Origin of the sequence: Mesotoga sp. B105.6.4 (assembly GCF_002896535.1) — a bacterium.
GTDB lineage: Bacteria > Thermotogota > Thermotogae > Petrotogales > Kosmotogaceae > Mesotoga.
The window spans coordinates 15,807-33,787 of record NZ_JWIM01000074.1; the positions used below are offsets into that span (position 1 = coordinate 15,807).

The 17,981-nt window shown below is 47.1% G+C and carries 14 protein-coding genes; 4 read left to right on the top strand and 10 right to left on the bottom strand.

The features are described from left to right. Nucleotides 1-329 precede the first annotated feature (329 nt). From RJ60_RS13760 to RJ60_RS13775, 4 genes are all read right to left on the bottom strand, one after another. On the bottom strand, nucleotides 330-800 hold the full coding sequence (locus tag RJ60_RS13760; RefSeq protein WP_103135120.1) for a hypothetical protein: 471 nt from the start codon (nucleotides 798-800) through the stop codon (nucleotides 330-332). A 15-nt stretch (nucleotides 801-815) separates the two neighbouring features. Continuing rightward, complete coding sequence (locus RJ60_RS13765; RefSeq protein ID WP_103135121.1) at nucleotides 816-1,226, bottom strand: helix-turn-helix transcriptional regulator; 411 nt, start codon at nucleotides 1,224-1,226, stop codon at nucleotides 816-818. An 881-nt stretch (nucleotides 1,227-2,107) separates the two neighbouring features. Then, nucleotides 2,108-2,845, bottom strand: coding sequence for an SGNH/GDSL hydrolase family protein (locus RJ60_RS13770; protein ID WP_258006351.1), 738 nt, complete (start codon nucleotides 2,843-2,845; stop codon nucleotides 2,108-2,110). 751 nt (nucleotides 2,846-3,596) lie between these two features. Continuing rightward, entirely contained in the window at nucleotides 3,597-4,043 is a 447-nt protein-coding gene (locus RJ60_RS13775) for a hypothetical protein (protein WP_258006352.1), read from the bottom strand. 300 nt (nucleotides 4,044-4,343) lie between these two features. Between RJ60_RS13775 and RJ60_RS13780 the strand changes: the two genes are divergently transcribed. Both RJ60_RS13780 and RJ60_RS13785 read left to right on the top strand, forming a co-directional pair. Then, entirely contained in the window at nucleotides 4,344-6,329 is a 1,986-nt protein-coding gene (locus tag RJ60_RS13780) for a S9 family peptidase (protein ID WP_103135123.1), read from the top strand. Between the two features lie 178 nt (nucleotides 6,330-6,507). Continuing rightward, a complete protein-coding gene (locus RJ60_RS13785) occupies nucleotides 6,508-8,328 on the top strand; it encodes a glycogen debranching N-terminal domain-containing protein (RefSeq protein WP_103135124.1) in 1,821 nt (606 codons plus the stop codon). A gap of 243 nt (nucleotides 8,329-8,571) precedes the next feature. On the opposite strand, the gene RJ60_RS13790 is transcribed toward RJ60_RS13785, so the two are convergent. The 3 genes from RJ60_RS13790 to eis all read right to left on the bottom strand — a co-directional run bounded on the left by RJ60_RS13790 (nucleotide 8,572) and on the right by eis (nucleotide 11,303). Then, nucleotides 8,572-8,880: a hypothetical protein gene (locus RJ60_RS13790; RefSeq protein ID WP_103135125.1), complete on the bottom strand. Its 309-nt coding sequence runs from the start codon at nucleotides 8,878-8,880 to the stop codon at nucleotides 8,572-8,574. Nucleotides 8,881-9,544: 664 nt separating this feature from the next. Continuing rightward, the gene (locus tag RJ60_RS13800) at nucleotides 9,545-10,057 is read right to left on the bottom strand and encodes a GrpB family protein (RefSeq protein ID WP_103135127.1); all 513 of its coding nucleotides are present in this window, start codon (nucleotides 10,055-10,057) and stop codon (nucleotides 9,545-9,547) included. 37 nt (nucleotides 10,058-10,094) lie between these two features. Then, nucleotides 10,095-11,303, bottom strand: coding sequence for an enhanced intracellular survival protein Eis (eis, locus tag RJ60_RS13805; protein ID WP_103135128.1), 1,209 nt, complete (start codon nucleotides 11,301-11,303; stop codon nucleotides 10,095-10,097). Between the two features lie 1,575 nt (nucleotides 11,304-12,878). Between eis and RJ60_RS15855 the strand changes: the two genes are divergently transcribed. Both RJ60_RS15855 and RJ60_RS15860 read left to right on the top strand, forming a co-directional pair. Next, nucleotides 12,879-13,139, top strand: coding sequence for a hypothetical protein (locus tag RJ60_RS15855; RefSeq protein WP_219725899.1), 261 nt, complete (start codon nucleotides 12,879-12,881; stop codon nucleotides 13,137-13,139). A 20-nt stretch (nucleotides 13,140-13,159) separates the two neighbouring features. After that, nucleotides 13,160-13,741 carry a hypothetical protein gene (locus RJ60_RS15860; protein WP_219725900.1) on the top strand — a complete coding sequence of 194 codons (582 nt, stop codon included), beginning with the start codon at nucleotides 13,160-13,162 and terminating at the stop codon, nucleotides 13,739-13,741. Between the two features lie 411 nt (nucleotides 13,742-14,152). Here the strand turns inward: RJ60_RS15860 and RJ60_RS13820 are convergent, their stop codons facing one another. Genes RJ60_RS13820 through RJ60_RS13830 form a run of 3 tightly spaced genes read right to left on the bottom strand, consistent with a single transcriptional unit; the run spans nucleotide 14,153 to nucleotide 17,975 of the window. Further along, nucleotides 14,153-15,187 (bottom strand): Gfo/Idh/MocA family protein, encoded by a 1,035-nt coding sequence (locus RJ60_RS13820; protein ID WP_103135129.1) that lies wholly within the window; start codon nucleotides 15,185-15,187, stop codon nucleotides 14,153-14,155. A 41-nt stretch (nucleotides 15,188-15,228) separates the two neighbouring features. After that, complete coding sequence (locus RJ60_RS13825) at nucleotides 15,229-16,650, bottom strand: DUF4127 family protein (protein ID WP_103135130.1); 1,422 nt, start codon at nucleotides 16,648-16,650, stop codon at nucleotides 15,229-15,231. Beyond that, complete coding sequence (locus tag RJ60_RS13830; protein WP_103135131.1) at nucleotides 16,647-17,975, bottom strand: FAD-dependent oxidoreductase; 1,329 nt, start codon at nucleotides 17,973-17,975, stop codon at nucleotides 16,647-16,649. Before RJ60_RS13830 ends, RJ60_RS13825 begins: the two co-directional genes overlap by 4 nt. Between the last annotated feature and the right edge of the window lie 6 nt (nucleotides 17,976-17,981).

A 17,981-nucleotide genomic window follows, 5' to 3' on the forward strand; every position in this document is an offset into this window, starting at 1 on the left:
TCATCTGAAACAAAGTCCTCTAGAGAGGAAAGAGAGTCGTTTATTTTTGTCTGAAGGGAGATATGATGGAAATCTTTACTGAGGAAAACTCTAGTGTCGATTATGAGCTATTTGCTTAAGTTATCGTGTTTCCAGATGCCTGGAAAACACTCGTACTCTCTTCCCTAATTAACAATTTTTCTCTCGCAACAGACGCCGCAGATGCGATCGCGTTGCTTCAATTACTGAAAGTTAGTGCCTAGAAACAGTAGTAGTTGAAAGTTCAATGATTATCGACCAAAGGAAGTCTATAGAAAGCCCCGGCGCCTGGGGCTTTTGCTGCTATTTCTTCAGAAGTTTAACGGGACGGCAGATAGAATATCCATAATTCTCCGGGTCGCTCCTCTGGTAGATCGGATTCTCAGTGTTCCATTCATAACCCGAGTCTTCGGGATTCCAGTTCCAGGCCAGCTCGTTGACGGTTGACATGACTGCGGTGTTTTCTTCCTCGTAATTGTAAGGTGGGTAGTGAATACAACATACTCACTCTCTGAAACAACAGTACACTCCATACCTTTGGGAACCTCTCCGTTGTAATCCATCGGTACTTTGATTCCGTACAGATAGCCGCGCTTCTCTCCCTCGAAGTACCATCCTCCAATCTGACCATTAAGGCTTTGAATGCTTTCGAGCAAACCCGTCACTGTGTGACAGTCCTGACCGGGAATGCCTTCCTGAAGTTCCCAGAAGTGGAAGTATCCCTTAGCGTTGATATTCCTGATTCCGATGAACTTGTGTGCGGGCAGTTTCTCGATCTTCACTTCGATCCTCTCCAGTTACTTTTCGCTCAAGTTGCACCTCCTTTTGATGCCCAGAAAGTGGGGGTCGTAGACGATCCTTTTCAGCAGAAGGGGAATAGGCTTTGGGGACATTCTGAACTCTTTGGGTGAAATAGAATATGCTTTCTTGAACGATCTGCTGAAAGCCGCCTGCGAGGAAAACCCATTGTCGATAGCTATCTCGGCGATCGACTTCTCTGTATCTCGAAGCTCCAGCGCGGCCTTGCAGATCCTTCGAAGCCGGACGTAATCTCTCAGCCTAATCCCGGTAAGAGCATGGAACTTCTTTGTACAGTAGAATGGCGAGTAGAAAAGGTTCTCGCTCACTTCCGAGAGAGTTAGCCCATCTTCTAGATTTCGCTCGATAAGTTCGATTATCTGCTGAACGTTTTCGTGCCATTCGTACACAGCGATCCCCTCCTGAAACAAATATATCTGAAACGAGGGCCGAATTCTTGATTTGAGTTGCACTATATGAAATGCAATCATGAATCAAGAGCGCTAGGGCTTACTGGCAAGAAGTTCACTAGTACAATCGATTATGGGACTCATAGTAATGTGTTCCAAAATAACTACATAAGAAAACTCTGCTCGCAAAACGGAAAAGCAAAGAGAGATACTCTGTCGAATCCTAAGAAACGTAATTGGTCCTACTACTGGTCCCTTAAGAACCGCTATACGCTGTGAAGAGCAGTTCCAAGTTGTCAGTTCCGAGTTCCAGCTACAGAACCAAAATCAAAAACATCACAGCTCATCATTCTGAAGGAAAAGCCGTCCTTCGTTCGTCCAGGATCATGAACCAGTCCTTCGAAGAGCAGGTGCAAGTCGTCAGTTCCAAGAATAGCAACTGAAGCAACAATGCATTACCTTGATAGCTAGACAAGTTCATGACGGATCATGACGTTTTCTACAACGACCCCGGACGACGTGGACCGTCGACGGTCAATGATTGTGAATTCTCGTCTTTTCGCGAGCGGAGCGAGAGTCTCGACATACTCTTTCTCGATACATCCTCTATTCTGCCCGCGAAGCGGAACTGGCCTCGTGGAAGGCGAGACTGGCTCCTGAAGATCCGCTGCACGCTTATGAACATGAACCCGCTGATCGCTGATCGCTGGGTAGAGCAAGAACCCGCTGGGAAGAGCCAAGAGCCGGTGAGAAGAACCGCTGAACGCTGTGAAGAGCCGTCCTTTGCTTATGAAGAAGGAAGAGCTTCCTTAAACAGGGATTCCGGTCAAGTGCAAATGAACAGCTCTTAGTCCTTGTTCTAAGCATGAGCACTGAAGGAATCAGCTATCTGGAAGCGAAAGCTTCCTCAAGAACTCCGAGGCGCAATCTTTGATCAGGGTTGCTCCCGCGGTATTTTGATGAACATGATCTACCGTCAACAGAAATCCATTTTCCTGCGAGAGAGCGTCCCAACTCTTTCTCAACAAGGTGTGTTTGATTATCATTCTCAATGTGAATTCCCAGGAGACTTCATGCCCTGACGAAGGTCTTTTATCTGCCTTTTTCAGGTAATCGCGCTGACGTTCATTGAGATCCATATAGCACAAGTCCATCTGTGAGGTTATATTCTTGATTAGTTCAGAATACTCCACGCTTCTCTTGAAGAGAATATGTTCGGAGTCTTCTGTGATCAAAGGCAGCGACATTACGCCTATATGAGCAATGGAAGCATTCTTGAGCCTTTGCAATATTTCGGCGAGGTTTCTTGCGTAGCTCTCTTTTGAAGGTCTCTCGGGTAGTCCATTCTTTCTGATATAGGCTTTCATGGTCTTTTCTGAGTAGGTCGCCCACACGTCATTAGTTCCTACCAGGAGAATAGCAATATCTGGCTTCATGCTGGTCACTTTCTCGATTCTCTTGAGAACATCATAAGAGAGGTTTCCATTCACTCCACTATTTATAAACTGAAGCTCTCCCCCGAATTCGCTTTTCAGCATCTCGAAGTAACTCACACCCACTCGACCATAGGTAATACTATCTCCAATACAGGCAACGGTATTCATGAGCAGTCTCCTCATTTTCACTTCATACTATTATAGTCTTTATAATGCTCCATCCACTTCAATAAACTGCCGCCTTGAAAGACCATCATTTCTTTGAGGGTAGGGTCGGAAAAATAGGGACTCCATTTTATCAAGAGCGAAAGAGCGGTTCCGGCGCGCTGCGCCCAAGTTTTTCGTTCCGACGCTGCGCGTCCAGGTTCTTGCTTAAAACCGGAGAGGTGAGCGCAAGAGCGCCGAGGAACATGGACGAACGCAGGGCTGCTTCGCAGGACGCATTGCACTGAGGAGCATCGGTGGACGCAAGACTGCCTTCGGCAGGAAGCGATCTTAAAGCCAGTCAGAGGCGTTGAACCTTCTGTTTTGGTTCAACGTTGTCTTTAACAAGCGATCAGCGGGTCCTTGTTCTTAAGCGCACAGCGGATTTTCAGGAGCCAGTCACCTTCGGTGGCCAGTCTTTGCTTCGCAAAGGCCAGTCTCGCCTTCGGCGAGGTCAGTTCCGGCTGCGCCGGGCAAACATAGACAATCGAGAAAGGGCTTTGTGGAGAGGTTCGCTTCGCTCACGAGAGAAGAGAGAAGAACCAGTCACTGGTGAAATGAGACGCAAGGCTGGCGAAGAGCACGCCAGGTCGCAGTGCCCGGGAAATAATCAGCATTGACGGAAACTCATGCAGCAAAAAGAGCAAGAACTGCGAACTACGCGTCTTCACCAGAAATTAGGTTGTCGAAGATGATAAACGGAATGTGAGCCCTGGCCGAAAGACCGGGTTCAGTTCATTCTGGTGCCGACCGAGTCATCTAGCTTGACACGATACCGGGGGCCAACATAGTCAGTAACGTACATCCAGTTTCCGGCCACACCGTCGAACTGCCAGATGTTTATGTTATTGAGCTTCTCTCTTTCCGACTTCTGCAGGTAGTCCTTCGCAACGAGAAAACCGTTGAAGAGGTCGGTAGACATGATCAGTATAGATCCGAAGAAGAAGATTATCGCGGCTCCAATAATTATGGAAAGCAGCGTTCCTACTGCTCTATCCCTTTTGAGAAAAGCGATCATAGATAAGACAAAGCCCGCTACTCCCAGAGCCATAACAGAGAAGACTGGCAGCGGAATCAGTGAGAATTGTATCTGGGCAAAGAGCAAGACAACGAAGGCCAGACTAAGAAAGAAATCCCAGTTGTCTAATCGTGAATGGGGAAGGAAGGTAATCTTCATGCCAACATCTCCTTTGATTCAGCCGCTGGGATTGACACCTGCTATCTGAGGCACGAGTGAATCCTGCCAAGAGAATGGATGCGATAGCAAAAGAATGAACGATAGAAGAAACCTCTCCTATGTATCTTCTTCAAGATCATATATCTGTGAGCTAGAAAATAGAGCGATAAAGTGACTTCAATACAGGCGTTTGAAGTGGACTTTGGTGCGGTGAGAAGGCTGTTGGCAGGCCTTTTGCTTGTTTCCAAAGGATAGACTATGATAGTATTGTCTTCTTATTTCAGATGGGAGGGATATGATTTGAGCGACGGATATCTCACGATAGAGGAGCAGCTTTCGCTTCCTGTTGTAAACAGTCCCGTTATCTCGGCCGATGGCAAAAAGGTTGCCTATACGGTTAGGCGTACAGACTGGGACGACAATAAATACCTCAGTACGGTTGTTGTCTATGATGCAGAAAGTGGGACTGCTCTGCATGTCTCGAACGATGAATTCGACTCTTCTCTTCCCGATTGGGCTCCTGATTCTAGGAGACTTGCCTTTCTCCAGAAGACCGGCGGCGAAAACAAGAACGACGTTATGATCTTCGATTTCGAAGAGAAGCGAACGTTCAAACTGCTAACTTTCGAGAACGACATAAGCCAGATAAAGTGGAGCCGTAAGAACGACGGGCTTTATCTAGTTGCTGCCTCTCCCGAAAGCGAGGAACTTAAAAAGAGGAAAGAGAACTACGGCGAATTCGACTACATAGATGAAGAACCGAAGAACAGCTCTCTTTACTTCGTTCATCTATCACGCGCAATGAAGAAATACTCTTCAAGGTTCGAACTGCCCAAGGATATGAGATCTGAAGAGACGCTTTTCGATGAAGTAACCGACGGTAAAGAGTTTCATGTCTCTTCGATCGCTCTTTCTCCTGACGGAAATCATGTCGCCCTTCTTGCGCCTCCGACGAGCGATGTAAACGACTTCGACAAAGCAAAAGTATTTCTCATGAATGCCGATAGGAAACTGAAAGAACTGCCGCTGACGCATCCCAGGGGATTCGCATTCTCTCCTGATTCGAAGAAACTTGCAGTCGTTGTGCCCGAAGAAGAAGATCCCTGGATGGATAACGGGGCCGTTGAGATCGTAGATCTTTCAGATCTCTCAAAGAAACGGGTGGTGGTAAAACACGATCTGAACATAGAGCTGGTTTCCTGGACAGAGAAGGGCTTCTTCGTGAGCTGGATAGAGGACTGCACGATCAGCCTGGGCCTGCTGGGAGAGAAAGGCACCATCTCACGGCTGACGAATGAGGATCAGCTGGTTATGGCTTCCAGTACGACGCCAAATGGAGAGCACTTGGCGATGGCCATGGCCACAGATGATGAACCTGTCGAGATCTACCTCGACGGGAAGAAGATAACGGATATAGCGTCTTTGCAGCCCAAGAGAGAAAGGGTACGAAAGGAAAGGCTCTCTTGGAAGAGTAACGACGGCACCGAAATCCACGGCGTCTTGAATCTCCCGGCCGACTTCGACTCGATGAAGAAACATCCGCTTGTGGTGCTTGTTCATGGAGGCCCCACCTGGACGGCCCTTGCTGCGAGAGTGACCAGCAGTTATTACCCTATCGAGCAGCTTGTTTCAAAAGGAGTACTTGTGCTGGAGCCCAACTACCGTGGGAGCGAAGGCTATGGAAGAGACTTCAGGAAACTGAATTACAGAAATCTGGGGATTGGAGACTACGAAGACGTAATTAGCGGAGTCGATCATCTTATCGAAAAAGGTTTCGTCGACGAAGACCGCATCGGAGTAATGGGCTGGAGCCAGGGCGGGTACATCTCGGCCTTCTGTGCAACTTACGGAAAGAGATTCAAAGCCGCTTCCGTAGGAGCCGGGATATCCAACTGGATGACTTATCATGTGAACACAGACATCCATGAATTCTGTCACCGATACCTCGGCGACAACCCCTGGGAAGATCCTCAGATATACGAGCAGACTTCGCCTATCTCATACATAAAGAATGCATCAACGCCAACCCTCATTCAACACGGCGGCTCGGACACGAGAGTTCCACCGCCTAACGCCTTCGAACTTTATCAGGGGTTGAGAGAGATGAACGTTCCCGTCAGACTCGTGATCTACAAGGGCATGGGTCACGGTGCAGACAAGCCCGGCCTCCACAGGGCGATAATGATTCAGAATCTCGCCTGGTTCAGCCACTATCTTCTCGGCGAACCTTTAGAAGAGTCTTTCAAATTGAAAAGGGTCGATCGGGAGAAGACTGAGAAAAGCTAACACAGCAGGGCGTTTTGCATTGCTGCCTAGAATATACAGTGTTCTTGTCTATTTGTGCCGAGACCCTGTATTCCAAGTTCGTCTGAAACGAGTGGAGAGGTCCGGTTCAGCGGGTTTGGATAAGTGTAAAATCGAGATTCGAAGAGCCTCAGAACCCTTCAGTCCGAGAGGTGTTGAAATGAAGATCTTCAAGAATGGAAATCTCATGGTCGTGACAGATGACAAAGGGATCATCGACTGCGACAGCGAAAAGGCGGCCGGACTTTACCTGGAGGACACCCGTTTCATTTCGAGAATGGTCCTCAAATCATCGTTACCACTCAAAAGACTTCACTCTGACTTTTCATGGGACGGGATTGAAGTCCGCTATCTTGGTCTATCTAAACCCGAGGCTCCACATTTCGATATCTTTGTAACCGAAAGCCTCCGCGCGGAGGGAAACTCACTTTACGCAGAGCTCACGGTCAGGAACTATTCGGCAGAGGATATAGAAGTGTCCTTCGAATTTGAAATCAGCTGCGCCTTTGAAGACATGTTTTCTGTTAGAGGAGAAAACGACGCTTACAAAGGGCTGGATATATCTAGGACGCTGTCATCATCTACAACGAATAACTTTGAGTTTGAAAGTGACTTCGAGAAAGACATCGTTGAGAACTCTCTACCGGCTCTTTCAACTAAAATAAAGTCTGGCGGAAGTTCCAGGCTTTCCGGGAAGCTCAGACTAAGCAAAGAATTGAAGAAAGAAGCGATCTTCAAGAAGCTGTTGTCGGAAAGACCCGTGAAGGACATCTCACCTGTCAAAGACACTCCACTGCTGAATGAAAGGGAGCTGGGGGATCTCAAGACTCTCATGATTCCCACGATCTACGGGGACTTTCCTGGAGCGGGACTTCCCTGGTACGCGACCGTCTTCGGAAGGGATAGCCTCATCTTTGGCCTTCAGACAGTTGATCTTTTTCCCAAAATAGCGAGAAATATTCTTACGGTACATGCTCACCTTCAAAGTAAAGAGGAAGATCAAAAGACCGAAGCGCAGCCGGGAAAGATCGTTCACGAGACACGCCTGAACGAGCTTTCTCTGTCAGGGAAACTCCCCTTCGAAAGATACTATGGAACGATCGATGCTACCCTTCTCTTCATAATGCTAGCTCACAGGTATTACGTTCAGACAGATGACAGTAACTTCGTGAAATCCATTGAGAAGAACGTCATGGCAGCTGCAAAATGGATCGACGATTATGCCGACCCAGATAACGACGGATATATCGAGTTTGCTCCTTCGGGCAGCGGCCTCGTAAATCAGGGCTGGAAGGATTCCTCAGATTCGGTGAGCTTCGCAGACGGAAGGCTTGCAGAACCGCCCCTTGCCCTCGTAGAGGTTCAGGGATATCTGTACGACGCCTTCAAATGCCTCGAGAAGCTCGTTGTTCTCTTTGACAAACGAGAGATGGCCTCGCTCTATGCCTCTAGAGCGGCGGCTCTAAAGATCAAGTTCAATCGTGATTTCTGGCTCGAGAGCGAGAGCTACTTCGCTACGGCTCTCGATAAAGACAAGAACCCGGTCGATTCGATAACCTCAAACCCAGGCCACTGCCTCATGACAGGGATAGTGAACGAAGACTGGGCAGGTGCTCTGGCAGACAGGCTCTTTTCCGAAGAAATGTACACCGGCTGGGGAATAAGAACGCTCTCGAGCAGAATGAAGCGCTACAATCCCTTCTCTTACCACAACGGTAGCGTCTGGCCTCACGACAACTCGCTTATTCTGCTTGGGCTTATGAATTACGGCTTTTCGGAAAAGGCCAAGGAGCTCGCTCTAGACCTCTTGAAGGCGAAGGAAAGGCATCATGACAATCGCCTCCCCGAACTCTTCAGCGGTCTGTCAAAAATCGAGACGTCAGGAAAGTTAATAGAGTATCCCGCAAGTTGTTCCCCTCAGCTCTGGTCGATAGGAACGCTCTTTGTGATCTCAAGCATTCTGGCGTCTGATTCGGCCTGACACAATTTCCTGAATATTCTGGAAGACGAAAAATCAACCCGACAATGGAATCCACTCCATAGAGCTCTGATAGTCTTCGTTAGCTGTAGTGGCTTTCACTCTGAAGATGGTCCATCTCGTAGCCATAGAAGAGCTTGTAACTCCATTTACGCTTTCTGATCCTCGTCTCTTAGACATGAAAGAACTATCGAGATCTGTGCCCTTTGGCTACCATGAAGCTTTTCACGCCTGTGATAACGGTCTTCAGGCTTGACTATCTGATTTGTCGCTGTCATCTTGTCGAGACGAACTTTCGGCCAACTTCTCACCCTCTTTCCTCAGCCGCTTTGCCTTCGCTTTTGCTTTCTTTGCGCTCTTTTCTTTCATCTTTTCGTACATGTCTCTTATCCAGACATCGACAGGCGCCTTCCACTTCTCCGCTTTGTTGGGTATATTCTTTATCATCGTCTTTGGACTTATTCCCAGTTCCTTCGCCATGCGTATCGTTTCATCACCGACTCTGCATCTCTTCTTGACTTCCTTCCATTCTTCCTCTCTTTTCTTGTTAGCCATAATAACCTCCCGAAAACCTTCTTGATATTCTGAACATGAACAGGCGATATCTCGGGGCCGAAAACATGAAGCTCATCTTACAGTGCAAGATAATGAGCACGCCGGTTCTCAATAAAGAGACTTCTAACCCGGAGTTGTGAAGAAGTACTTCTTGTTTACAAATGAAAGTCTAGCATACCTCATCTTCAGAAGGAGAAATCACTGAAGAATTTGTGCCATAAACTTTACAAACAAGTCATCGTATTTCGATTATTAGACTCAGTTCCGCTCCTATAACTGAACTCATGGATTGAGTGAGCATAATTATACTAGTGGCTCAAATAGTATGATTTGCTAGAGAAGAAAGCCTCTCAAGACCATTGAAGAGTCTAGAGCGGGATCCTCCATCGAGAAGCTTCGATCGGTTTCAGAGTCAACGAAATGCAAGAAAGCGAGTCTGTCACTGAAGAGGAGACTAATAAACGTGAGAGGGATTCCGCCTGACCTTGATGTGATCTCCCGGGAGCCTGAAATATTTGGACTGTTGTCAGCATGCCCGAAATAAATAGCAAGACGGAGCCGTTCTGAGAGCAAAATGCGAAGCAGTCTCCGTTGTGGTTCTGAGGGGGCAGTGCTTTCTGCATGCCCGATTGCTCACGAATACTCTGCCCGTGTTGCGGCAATATCAATCTTCCTGCCGTCTTAGTATCCCCTGGATGAACTCGGCCTTTCCATTTGTATAGGCTTCTCTGTTGTCTCTGAACTTTTCGGCAAGCTCTTTCTTGAGAGCTGCATACTGTTCCGCAGCCTTGCTGTTTTCGCGCAAGTAGTCCCTGAAGAAGATGTGCTCTCTCCAAAACTTGCTCTCAAAAACGACCATGTGTACGTGATAATCTATCTCGCTGCCGGATCTCTCAAAGTATCTTCTCTCCGGCATTGAATCCTCGTGTTCGGGTCTGTAAAGATAGCCCGTTCCTTCAATGAGCGGTACGCAAGAGTCGGTCTGTTCAAGTGAAGATACGCCAATCATTATGTCGATAACCGGTTTTGCCCTAAGCCCCGGAACGGCCGTACTCCCTATATGTTCTATCGTCTTCTGTAGCTCATTTAGTGAAGCAGAAATCCGCCCGGCTTCCTCCTTGAAGAGTCTAGGCCAAGCAGCACTGTACTCATCTACTATTACTTGCTTTGCTCTCATTCAAATCACCGTTTTAGATTAAGTTGCTAAAAGTACCTTAAAAAGCATTATGAGTGACGATTTTGGGAAAGATCGATTCGAGAATGCAAACCTTCTCAGGAACTTCTGAGATTCCCCATGGGATGTTCTTCCAGGAGCCTTTCCGAATCCTCCCATGTCGCCACAGACTTATCGGCGAAAGCCTTCCCGCCAGGAGAGGGACAAGATCCGAAATCTCTACCTCGAAATCTTCTACGGCTTCCGTTGTCTTCGCTACACCGTCTCCGATTTCGATCTTCACATTGTTCTCGGGAAGCAGCCCGTCATGTATCTTCAGAACAACGCTTCCGGAGACAGAAGTATCCATGAGTCTTGAGATAACCTGAAGCGGGTCGAGAATTCTAACCATCCGCGATGAGGCATCTATCATCTTGAGCTCTTTTCCAGCCTGCCATCTCGAATGGAAGAAGAGTTCTATTGGAAAATCTGGTGGCATTGTCCTCATTTCGAAAGTTGCAATCTGGTCCCTATGATTCAGCAAGAATCTCTTCAGTGAATAAAGGCCGGCAAGATCGGTGAAGTTGAATTTCTCGATCACCATCTTCCTTTCTTTCTTGGAATAAATCATCATTCCATGGGGTGTGCCCTTACCATCTGTGGCAACGGCTCCGAAGAGATCTTTCTTGTGGAATATCTCCTGGCTGCAAGCGTTAATTTCCAGCGCCTCGGTGTAACGAGAGGTTTCCCACATGACTTTCCGGGCCTCTTCAATTAACGTTTTCATCTCTTCATTGTTTAGAAGCTTGCCGGAAACTAGCTTGAGACTGTCGTCTTTTAGTTCATCTGAAAGAAGAGAATGATCGAAAGTCAACTCAAGGCTCTCGAAGCCAAGCCCGAACCCCAGCCTTACGTAGAAATCATGCTTGAAAGGATCGAGCATTATGAAAGTGGCTCCATTTTCTACAGCCTCCTGTATGTCTTTAAGGAGGATCGCTTTTGTTATACCTTTGTTGCGGTATTCGGGCAGTGTAGCCACCGCCTCGACGTACCTGCATTCAAAAGGTTTGGTGCGGATCTTCGCTAGATACTTGTAGCTTATGTATGCGGCCACTAGCTTTTCCTCATCGAATGCACCCCATACATATTCCCATAGCGAGGGATCAGAAAAGAAGAATTCGCTCTCTTCTGGTTCGAAGTATTCGAATGACATAAGGAAGATCTCTACGATTCTGTCTTTATAAGAGCTGTCGACTCTTCTTATCTCCATCAAGCACCTCTTTTCCCAACAATGATACCAGATCATCATTCTATGCTCTCATTGGTATTTGCCATACTGTTAGCTTCCCAGCTTGAGAATCAGAACCGAGAGGTTATCTTATCTTTGTAAACCATTTGAATGGAATACATTTGACTTATCTAGAGAATGAGGAACCTCTTACAGAATCCTTGAGTATACTGATTAAATCCCTATAGCATCATAGCATCTTCGTTTACTGAGCTTTCCGAACTAGAGGACGAGATTTTCAGTTCATACTAGTGCGAGGGTATTCAAAAGGCACACAGTTTGTAGGTTATTAGGATATAATAAATATATGAGTGAATTGTTAAGGAAGCTGTTAGTGTCTTGACCAACAAAACATTCATGCAAAGACAATACAGCTCGACAATTGCCTGATGGCAATGTTGGAGGGGATCGTATGGGTGTAGTTAAGATTATTGGAATTGTGCTTGTTGTAGCCGGCGTCCTGGGTTTGGTGTATGGAGCGTTCACATACACTAAAGATAGTCACACTGTCGATCTTGGCGTAGCATAGATTGAGGTGAAGGAGAAAGAAACTGTACAGATTCCGATTTGGGCAGGTGTTATCTCAATAGCAGTTGGCTGTGTACTTCTGTTCTTGCCGCTTAAGAAAGGCTAGTCAGCTTTATCTGACGGCTGACGAAAACCCTCGAAATCGGTCTCCATATCCTACCACCACTCTATCAAATACTTATAGTCATCTCTTAAGCTGATTTTCTTGTGGTGCATTACGGATGTGCGCAGAGATCCAAGGACCGGGCAGATGTGTCGAAAGTGAAATCTAGAGGATTTCAAGTGTGTCTTGCCAGCTCAAGACTTCGGACTTTCGTCCAACAATATCCGAAGACGGTTCTAGACAAATCGTCTTTGCTTTAGACCACAATGTCTCGAAAGAGTTATCCTAAGTCTTTAAGAACCGGCAGTCAAGTAGTAGCAACATCCTAATTAGACTTTCAATCTCTAGTTCTTGCCACTGCCACTAACCAACGTACAGCGATGTTAGGTAATCAAAAAAAAGGACTTCTGTGGCCAGGATCTTTGAAAATAAGATCCTGGCCAACTCTTTGAAAGGCCCTTTTAGGCTGTATAGACGGCGAACGGTTTTTCCTTATCTAAGGTTTCTCAAAAGTAGTATTGAAGAGAAGGATCGGATGAGAAGAACTCGCTCCCTTCGGGTTCGCGGTATTAGTAATGAAATCAGGATAACTCGACTATCCTATCTTTGTAGGATATGTCGATTCTCCCTAGTCTGCCAAAAACCTACAGCGAGATCCCACAAAAATGATGGCAGATTTCACTACTCTCCCCTTTTAGCAAGTGGAAGCGAGGGTCACTTCTTTGCCGAAAATGCAAGTCTCTTTCGCTAGATGTGGGACGTAAAAATGATCGAATAGGGCATTTCCGGGCGGCGATCAAGGTGGTGCAAGAAACACGTGATTGGCCTTTAGAAGAGGAGAATCCTTCTGTAAGGTATTTGACGTTGACTTCTCTTCTGGGTCATGCAGAAGATTCGAGCGAATCAGAAGAACGACAGATGAAATAATGAAGCGTGGGGTGGTGCCTGCTTTGCTCGACCTCCAGAACGATGACGGCTCGTGGGGAACACCCGAGAGATTCTACACGGATAAGTATCGCGGAACCGTCTGGAATCTGATCATTCTGGCAGAGATGAGGGCAGATCCAGGCAATCCTGGGGTAAAGAAAGCCTGTGAATTCATATTGAGCAATTCGCAAGAGACAGAGCTAGGAGGGTTTCGTATTCTCGAAGCGCCAAGAGACTGTCAGGTCTCCCGGAAGGTGTAATCCCCTGCCTTACGGGCAACATGGTTTTTTCGCTCATAAGGCTCGGCTACCTTGAGGATGAGAGATTTCAGAAGGCAATCGGCTGGATATACGCCTTTCAGCGGACGGATGACGGAGTAGATAAACCACCCGTAGGAGAGGTCTACATGAGATACGAATCCTGTTGGGGACGGCAGTCATGCCACATGGGCGTAGCTCAGGCCTTGAAGGCTCTAGCTGCGATTCCGGAGGAGAAACGGAACAGGAAGATAGACGAGAAGATAGCTGAGCTCGCAGAGTACTTCCTGAAACACCGTTTCTACAAGAAGAGTCATGATCCGGAGAAAGTCGCAAAGCCGGGCTGGTTAAGACTTGGTTTTCCCCTGATGTACCAGACAGATGTTCTGGAATTGCTTGAGATATTCGCCGAGCTCAGAATCAAAGATCCCAAGCTTCAGGATGCAATCGAAATCGTTTCACTCAAGAGAAACAAAGAAGGACTCTGGAAGATGCAAAACTCCTTGAACGACGGGATGCTTGTTCCCATCGAGGAAAAGGGAAAGCCTTCGAAATGGCTTAAACTAAAGGCACTTAAGATCCTCAAGTTTTATGCCGAGCTATAGAGGTTTTGTGCCTTTGGCACGGTGCTCAGAGCAATCGTAATAACTCTGCTTACAGTGGAGGGTTTTTCAATTTGCCTCTCTTGAACCGAGATCTGCACAAAGCGCGTCGGTCGTAAAAATCAATCAAATGGAACGATTATACAAGTGATTCATACAGATCGAAGTTCTCCCTCAAAACATTTCGAGATTTTCTGAAAGAAGTTGACGCTAGAACCCTATGAAAGCCTTACATAATAACAGTTACAAGCCCTTCAGGCATCTCTTTTAAGTGTAGAGACACATAGTCACACACTTATCTGAAGTGATCTCTGTGACTCCCCAGAGCAAAAGAGTAGGAGAATTCACCTGTTTGCGAAGTGTCGAACTCCGGGATTCTCTTCACCAAATAACAGATGCTAGAACGCCTCTTCCTCAGTCTGTGGCGAAGTACTCCACCTTCACCGGGAGACGCTTCTCGGCAGACTCGAGGATCGAGAGAACGACAAGCGAGGTGTTGATGGCGTCATCGAGATTTATAAGGAATTCATCCCCAGTCGCCAGACAGTCTATGAAATGGCGGATACTCTCATATGCAAATCCCTTTGCCTTGCCATGAACGAAATGATTTACAAGTACATCGGGATGTTTGCACTCTTTCTGAGTGAAGCTCTCGATCATCTGGTTGTTGCTGAGGTCAAGATTAACCATGCCCTTGCTACCGGTGAAGTTGAACTTGATGTCGTTTACGCACGGATTCGTGTTTGGCGTTATCCAGCTGTTCTCCATTGTTGCTATCCCTCCGTTCTTGAAGGTTAGGATAGTCTGATAAATGTCGGTTGTATCATGCCCCAGGTTTTTCAGAACACCGGAAGAACTGACAGAGTAAACAGAATCTACCTCATCGCCGAAGAACCATCTCAAAGTATCTACCGAATGACTGCCCAAAAACCATAGAATAGACGATTTGCTTGACCAGGGCAGCATATCTGTCGCAACCCAGAGAACGTCATTCAATCTGAAATAGGCGCTTACCGGGTCTCCGAGTTCCCCATCATCAAGCATCTGTTTGGCGACTGCAAAGGGAGGACTCCATCTATTGTGAAGATCGGTCATTACCCGTATGTTGTTGACCTTTACCGCCTTTGATATCCTGATCAGGTCCTCTCTAGTTGTTGCAATTGGCTTCTCTACGAGGATATCCTTTCCGGCATTTGCACAATCGACAACTATCTCACCATGAGCGAAATCCGGTGTGACTACAGATACGGCATCAAAGCCAAGCCTATCTAGCATAAGGCGATGATCTTCAAATACATTTGGAATTTCAAACTCTTCGGCAAATCTCTTTGCTCTTTCTCTGTCATGATCACAGATGCCAACTAGCTCAACTTCTGGATGCTCTTTATACAGGAATGCGTGCGTTCTTCCCCATACACCTGCGCCTACAATAGCTACTCTTTTCTTCACTAAGAGCTCCCCCTTTTTTTCTCGTTGAGAAGAGATTTGCTTCAGTCAATCTTGACTTCTATTTCACATTCAAATGTCCTATCCCATGGAAGACTGAACTTCTCAATCGAGATCCGATTCTTTGAAGAGGAGAAATCATAGATGTCCAGTTTCCTCCCACGAATGAATCTCTCAAGGAACCCTTCTGCTTTCGGTACGAAAACATCGTCTCTGAAGCTTTCAAAGAGTCCTTTGGACTTGCTAACCTTGTATACGTCGCCACCGGATTCATCGATCGTTCTCTCCAGGGTGTTTCTGAGAACCCCCTGGTAAAGATGGTCGTCAAGAAGCCGTGATATGTAAAACTCGGCAAGAGCCTTCTTCTCCACTTCACAGGAACCGGAAGTCAAAGCCAGAGAAAGAAGCGTCCCCAGGCTGTTTGAAGCCGTATTCCAGGCAGAGTATCCCCAGACGTTTTTCAGCCCCAGCCCCAGATAAGCTTCAACAAAGGAAGGGTTGGACCCGTTTGGATAGAAAACGTCCAGTATGAAGACCCTCTGCTTCCTCTTGCTCAGGTTCTCCAGAGCCTCAATCGAATCGGTTGTAGATGTACCGGCGATCAGAATGCCGGTTGTAGAATCTGAAGACTGTCTCATCCCTAGAAGCTTCATATGGGACTCTACGTTCTTGCCAAATTCCCGGTCCTCGAAATCCATTACCTTGTCCCTTGTTGCTGGAGAGTCATAGATGACATCGACAGGATATTCCTGGTCTCGTCTGTAACAAATCATCTCCTGAATTACTTCATCGGCGCCGTTATGAATGAAGACTCTATCTTCGATGTCAAAGTCTTTTGCGATTCCTTCAAGTATGTCTAGTTCTCTCTCCTGAGGGCCATGCTGGAAGGTATCTTCCTGGGCAAGCACAAGAAGATCTGCACAGCCGTCTTTGACGAGCCTGAGGCATTCCTTATTCACCCGGTGATTTCTCAAACGGAGTTCACGATATCTGCTGATAAATCCTCTGGGTAGTTCATCTTCTACGGTCTCAGCCTCTTCCGCCTTTCCATGGCCCGAGAGCCACAGATACTTGTTAAGCATGGTCCACAGTTCTTTCGAGCCAGCCGATGAAACTGAGACCGACGCTCTCCTGACAATAGAAGAAAGGAAAATCTCGGCATCCGGGAATCTTCTCCTCAGCTCTCTCACCGACCTCAGCCTTTCGAGAGCTGTCTCCGCGCTTATTCCCTCCTCCCTTGAGGCTATGAGACCGCCGTAAGATAGCATATCGACAGAGATTATGAATCTGTCTGCCTCCCTTGAAAGCATCCATCCGATCAATTCCTCGCATTCTCCCGGCTTCATGTATCTTCCCAGCAGACTCTTTTTCGGGAGCTCGATCTCAATACCATTAAGATCTGCAATCATGGAAACCAGCTGGTAGTTTGGGGGTCTTTCATCCATTGGAACAACTACTGTCTTCAAAGAATTCCTCCCATCTCGACGATCTCTCTCTGTATCAGGTCAATGTTCACATCTCTGACAAGCTTTCGATGTTTCACGGCAAGTGCCGCAGAAATCCCTGCCGCCATGCCGGTTGCAGTTGCCAGCGGGCTGGTCCTTACTGCGGAAAAGGCCGTATGATCGGCACTGATAGCTCTTCCGGCAAGGATAACGTTCGCCAGACCCCTTGGTATGAGAGAACTCATGGGAATATGGTACTCGCCCGGGTAAGGAATTGAGATCGTCTTCAGTTGTGCCGAACCGGGCAGATGAATATCAATCGGATACGACCCTACTGCAATGGCGTCATCAAATGTTTTTCTATCAATCAAGTCACTAGTTCTCAAAACGTAATCTCCCACTATGTGGGTGGTCTCTCTCACCCCTATGTGACAGCCAGTCTGAATTAGAAATGAGTCTTCAAATCCGGGAATCTCTTTCTTGAGAAAGTCCATGAATCGCCAGACATCGGTGCTCCCGTTGGTCTGGGCTTCAGTTAGTTCTTTGCTTTTGTTGGCGTAACCGGCGTATCTGGTGGTGTTCATGAATATCTGCCCGGGATGGTAGGGGACTTCGAAAAACAAGAGCCTGTCCCTTTTGAAGTAGATTCCGTAGTCGTCAAGCCTTTTCATGAAGCTGAAGAACCCGGCAATTCCCAGATAGCTCAGGTCGGTATGCTCACTTATGACGAAATCATCTCTGTTCTTTGTAACATAAGACACTATCTCTTCTCTATCAACGCCCCCGATTCTCATCACCAAAGTCATCGGCTGGCAGCTGGAAGGGCTTCCGTCTCCGATGTTGTAATAGGCTCCAGCACGTATAGAAAAGTTTCCCTCGCCCGTTGAATCGATGAAAACCTTTGCATTCACTCTGTTCTGCTCGCCTGTGCTGACAGTTGTTATAGAGGTGATTGAGTCTCCCTCTCTCGAAACATGCAGGACAAGTGAGTTGAACAGAAAGTCCACGCCTTCCTCTTTGAGCATCTCAATCAGCAATGATTTCATCTTTTCGGGATCGAAAGGGGTGATTGACTTTACAAATCCAATGGGATCATCTATGTGTCCGTAACTCCCACGCATTGAAACGAGCCTGTCAATGATCTCCTGCCCGATCCCGCCTATCACCTGTCTCTCAGATGAGTGAAATGTCATCATCGGGTTTACGAGGGCAGTAGTAAGAACTCCGCCGAATGACATATCCTTCTCCAGAAGAAGCACTCTTGCTCCTGTCCTGGAGGCAGCAATAGCCGCCGATACGCCAGCCACGCCGCCGCCAACAACTACAACATCATAAACTAAATCCATTTCTTC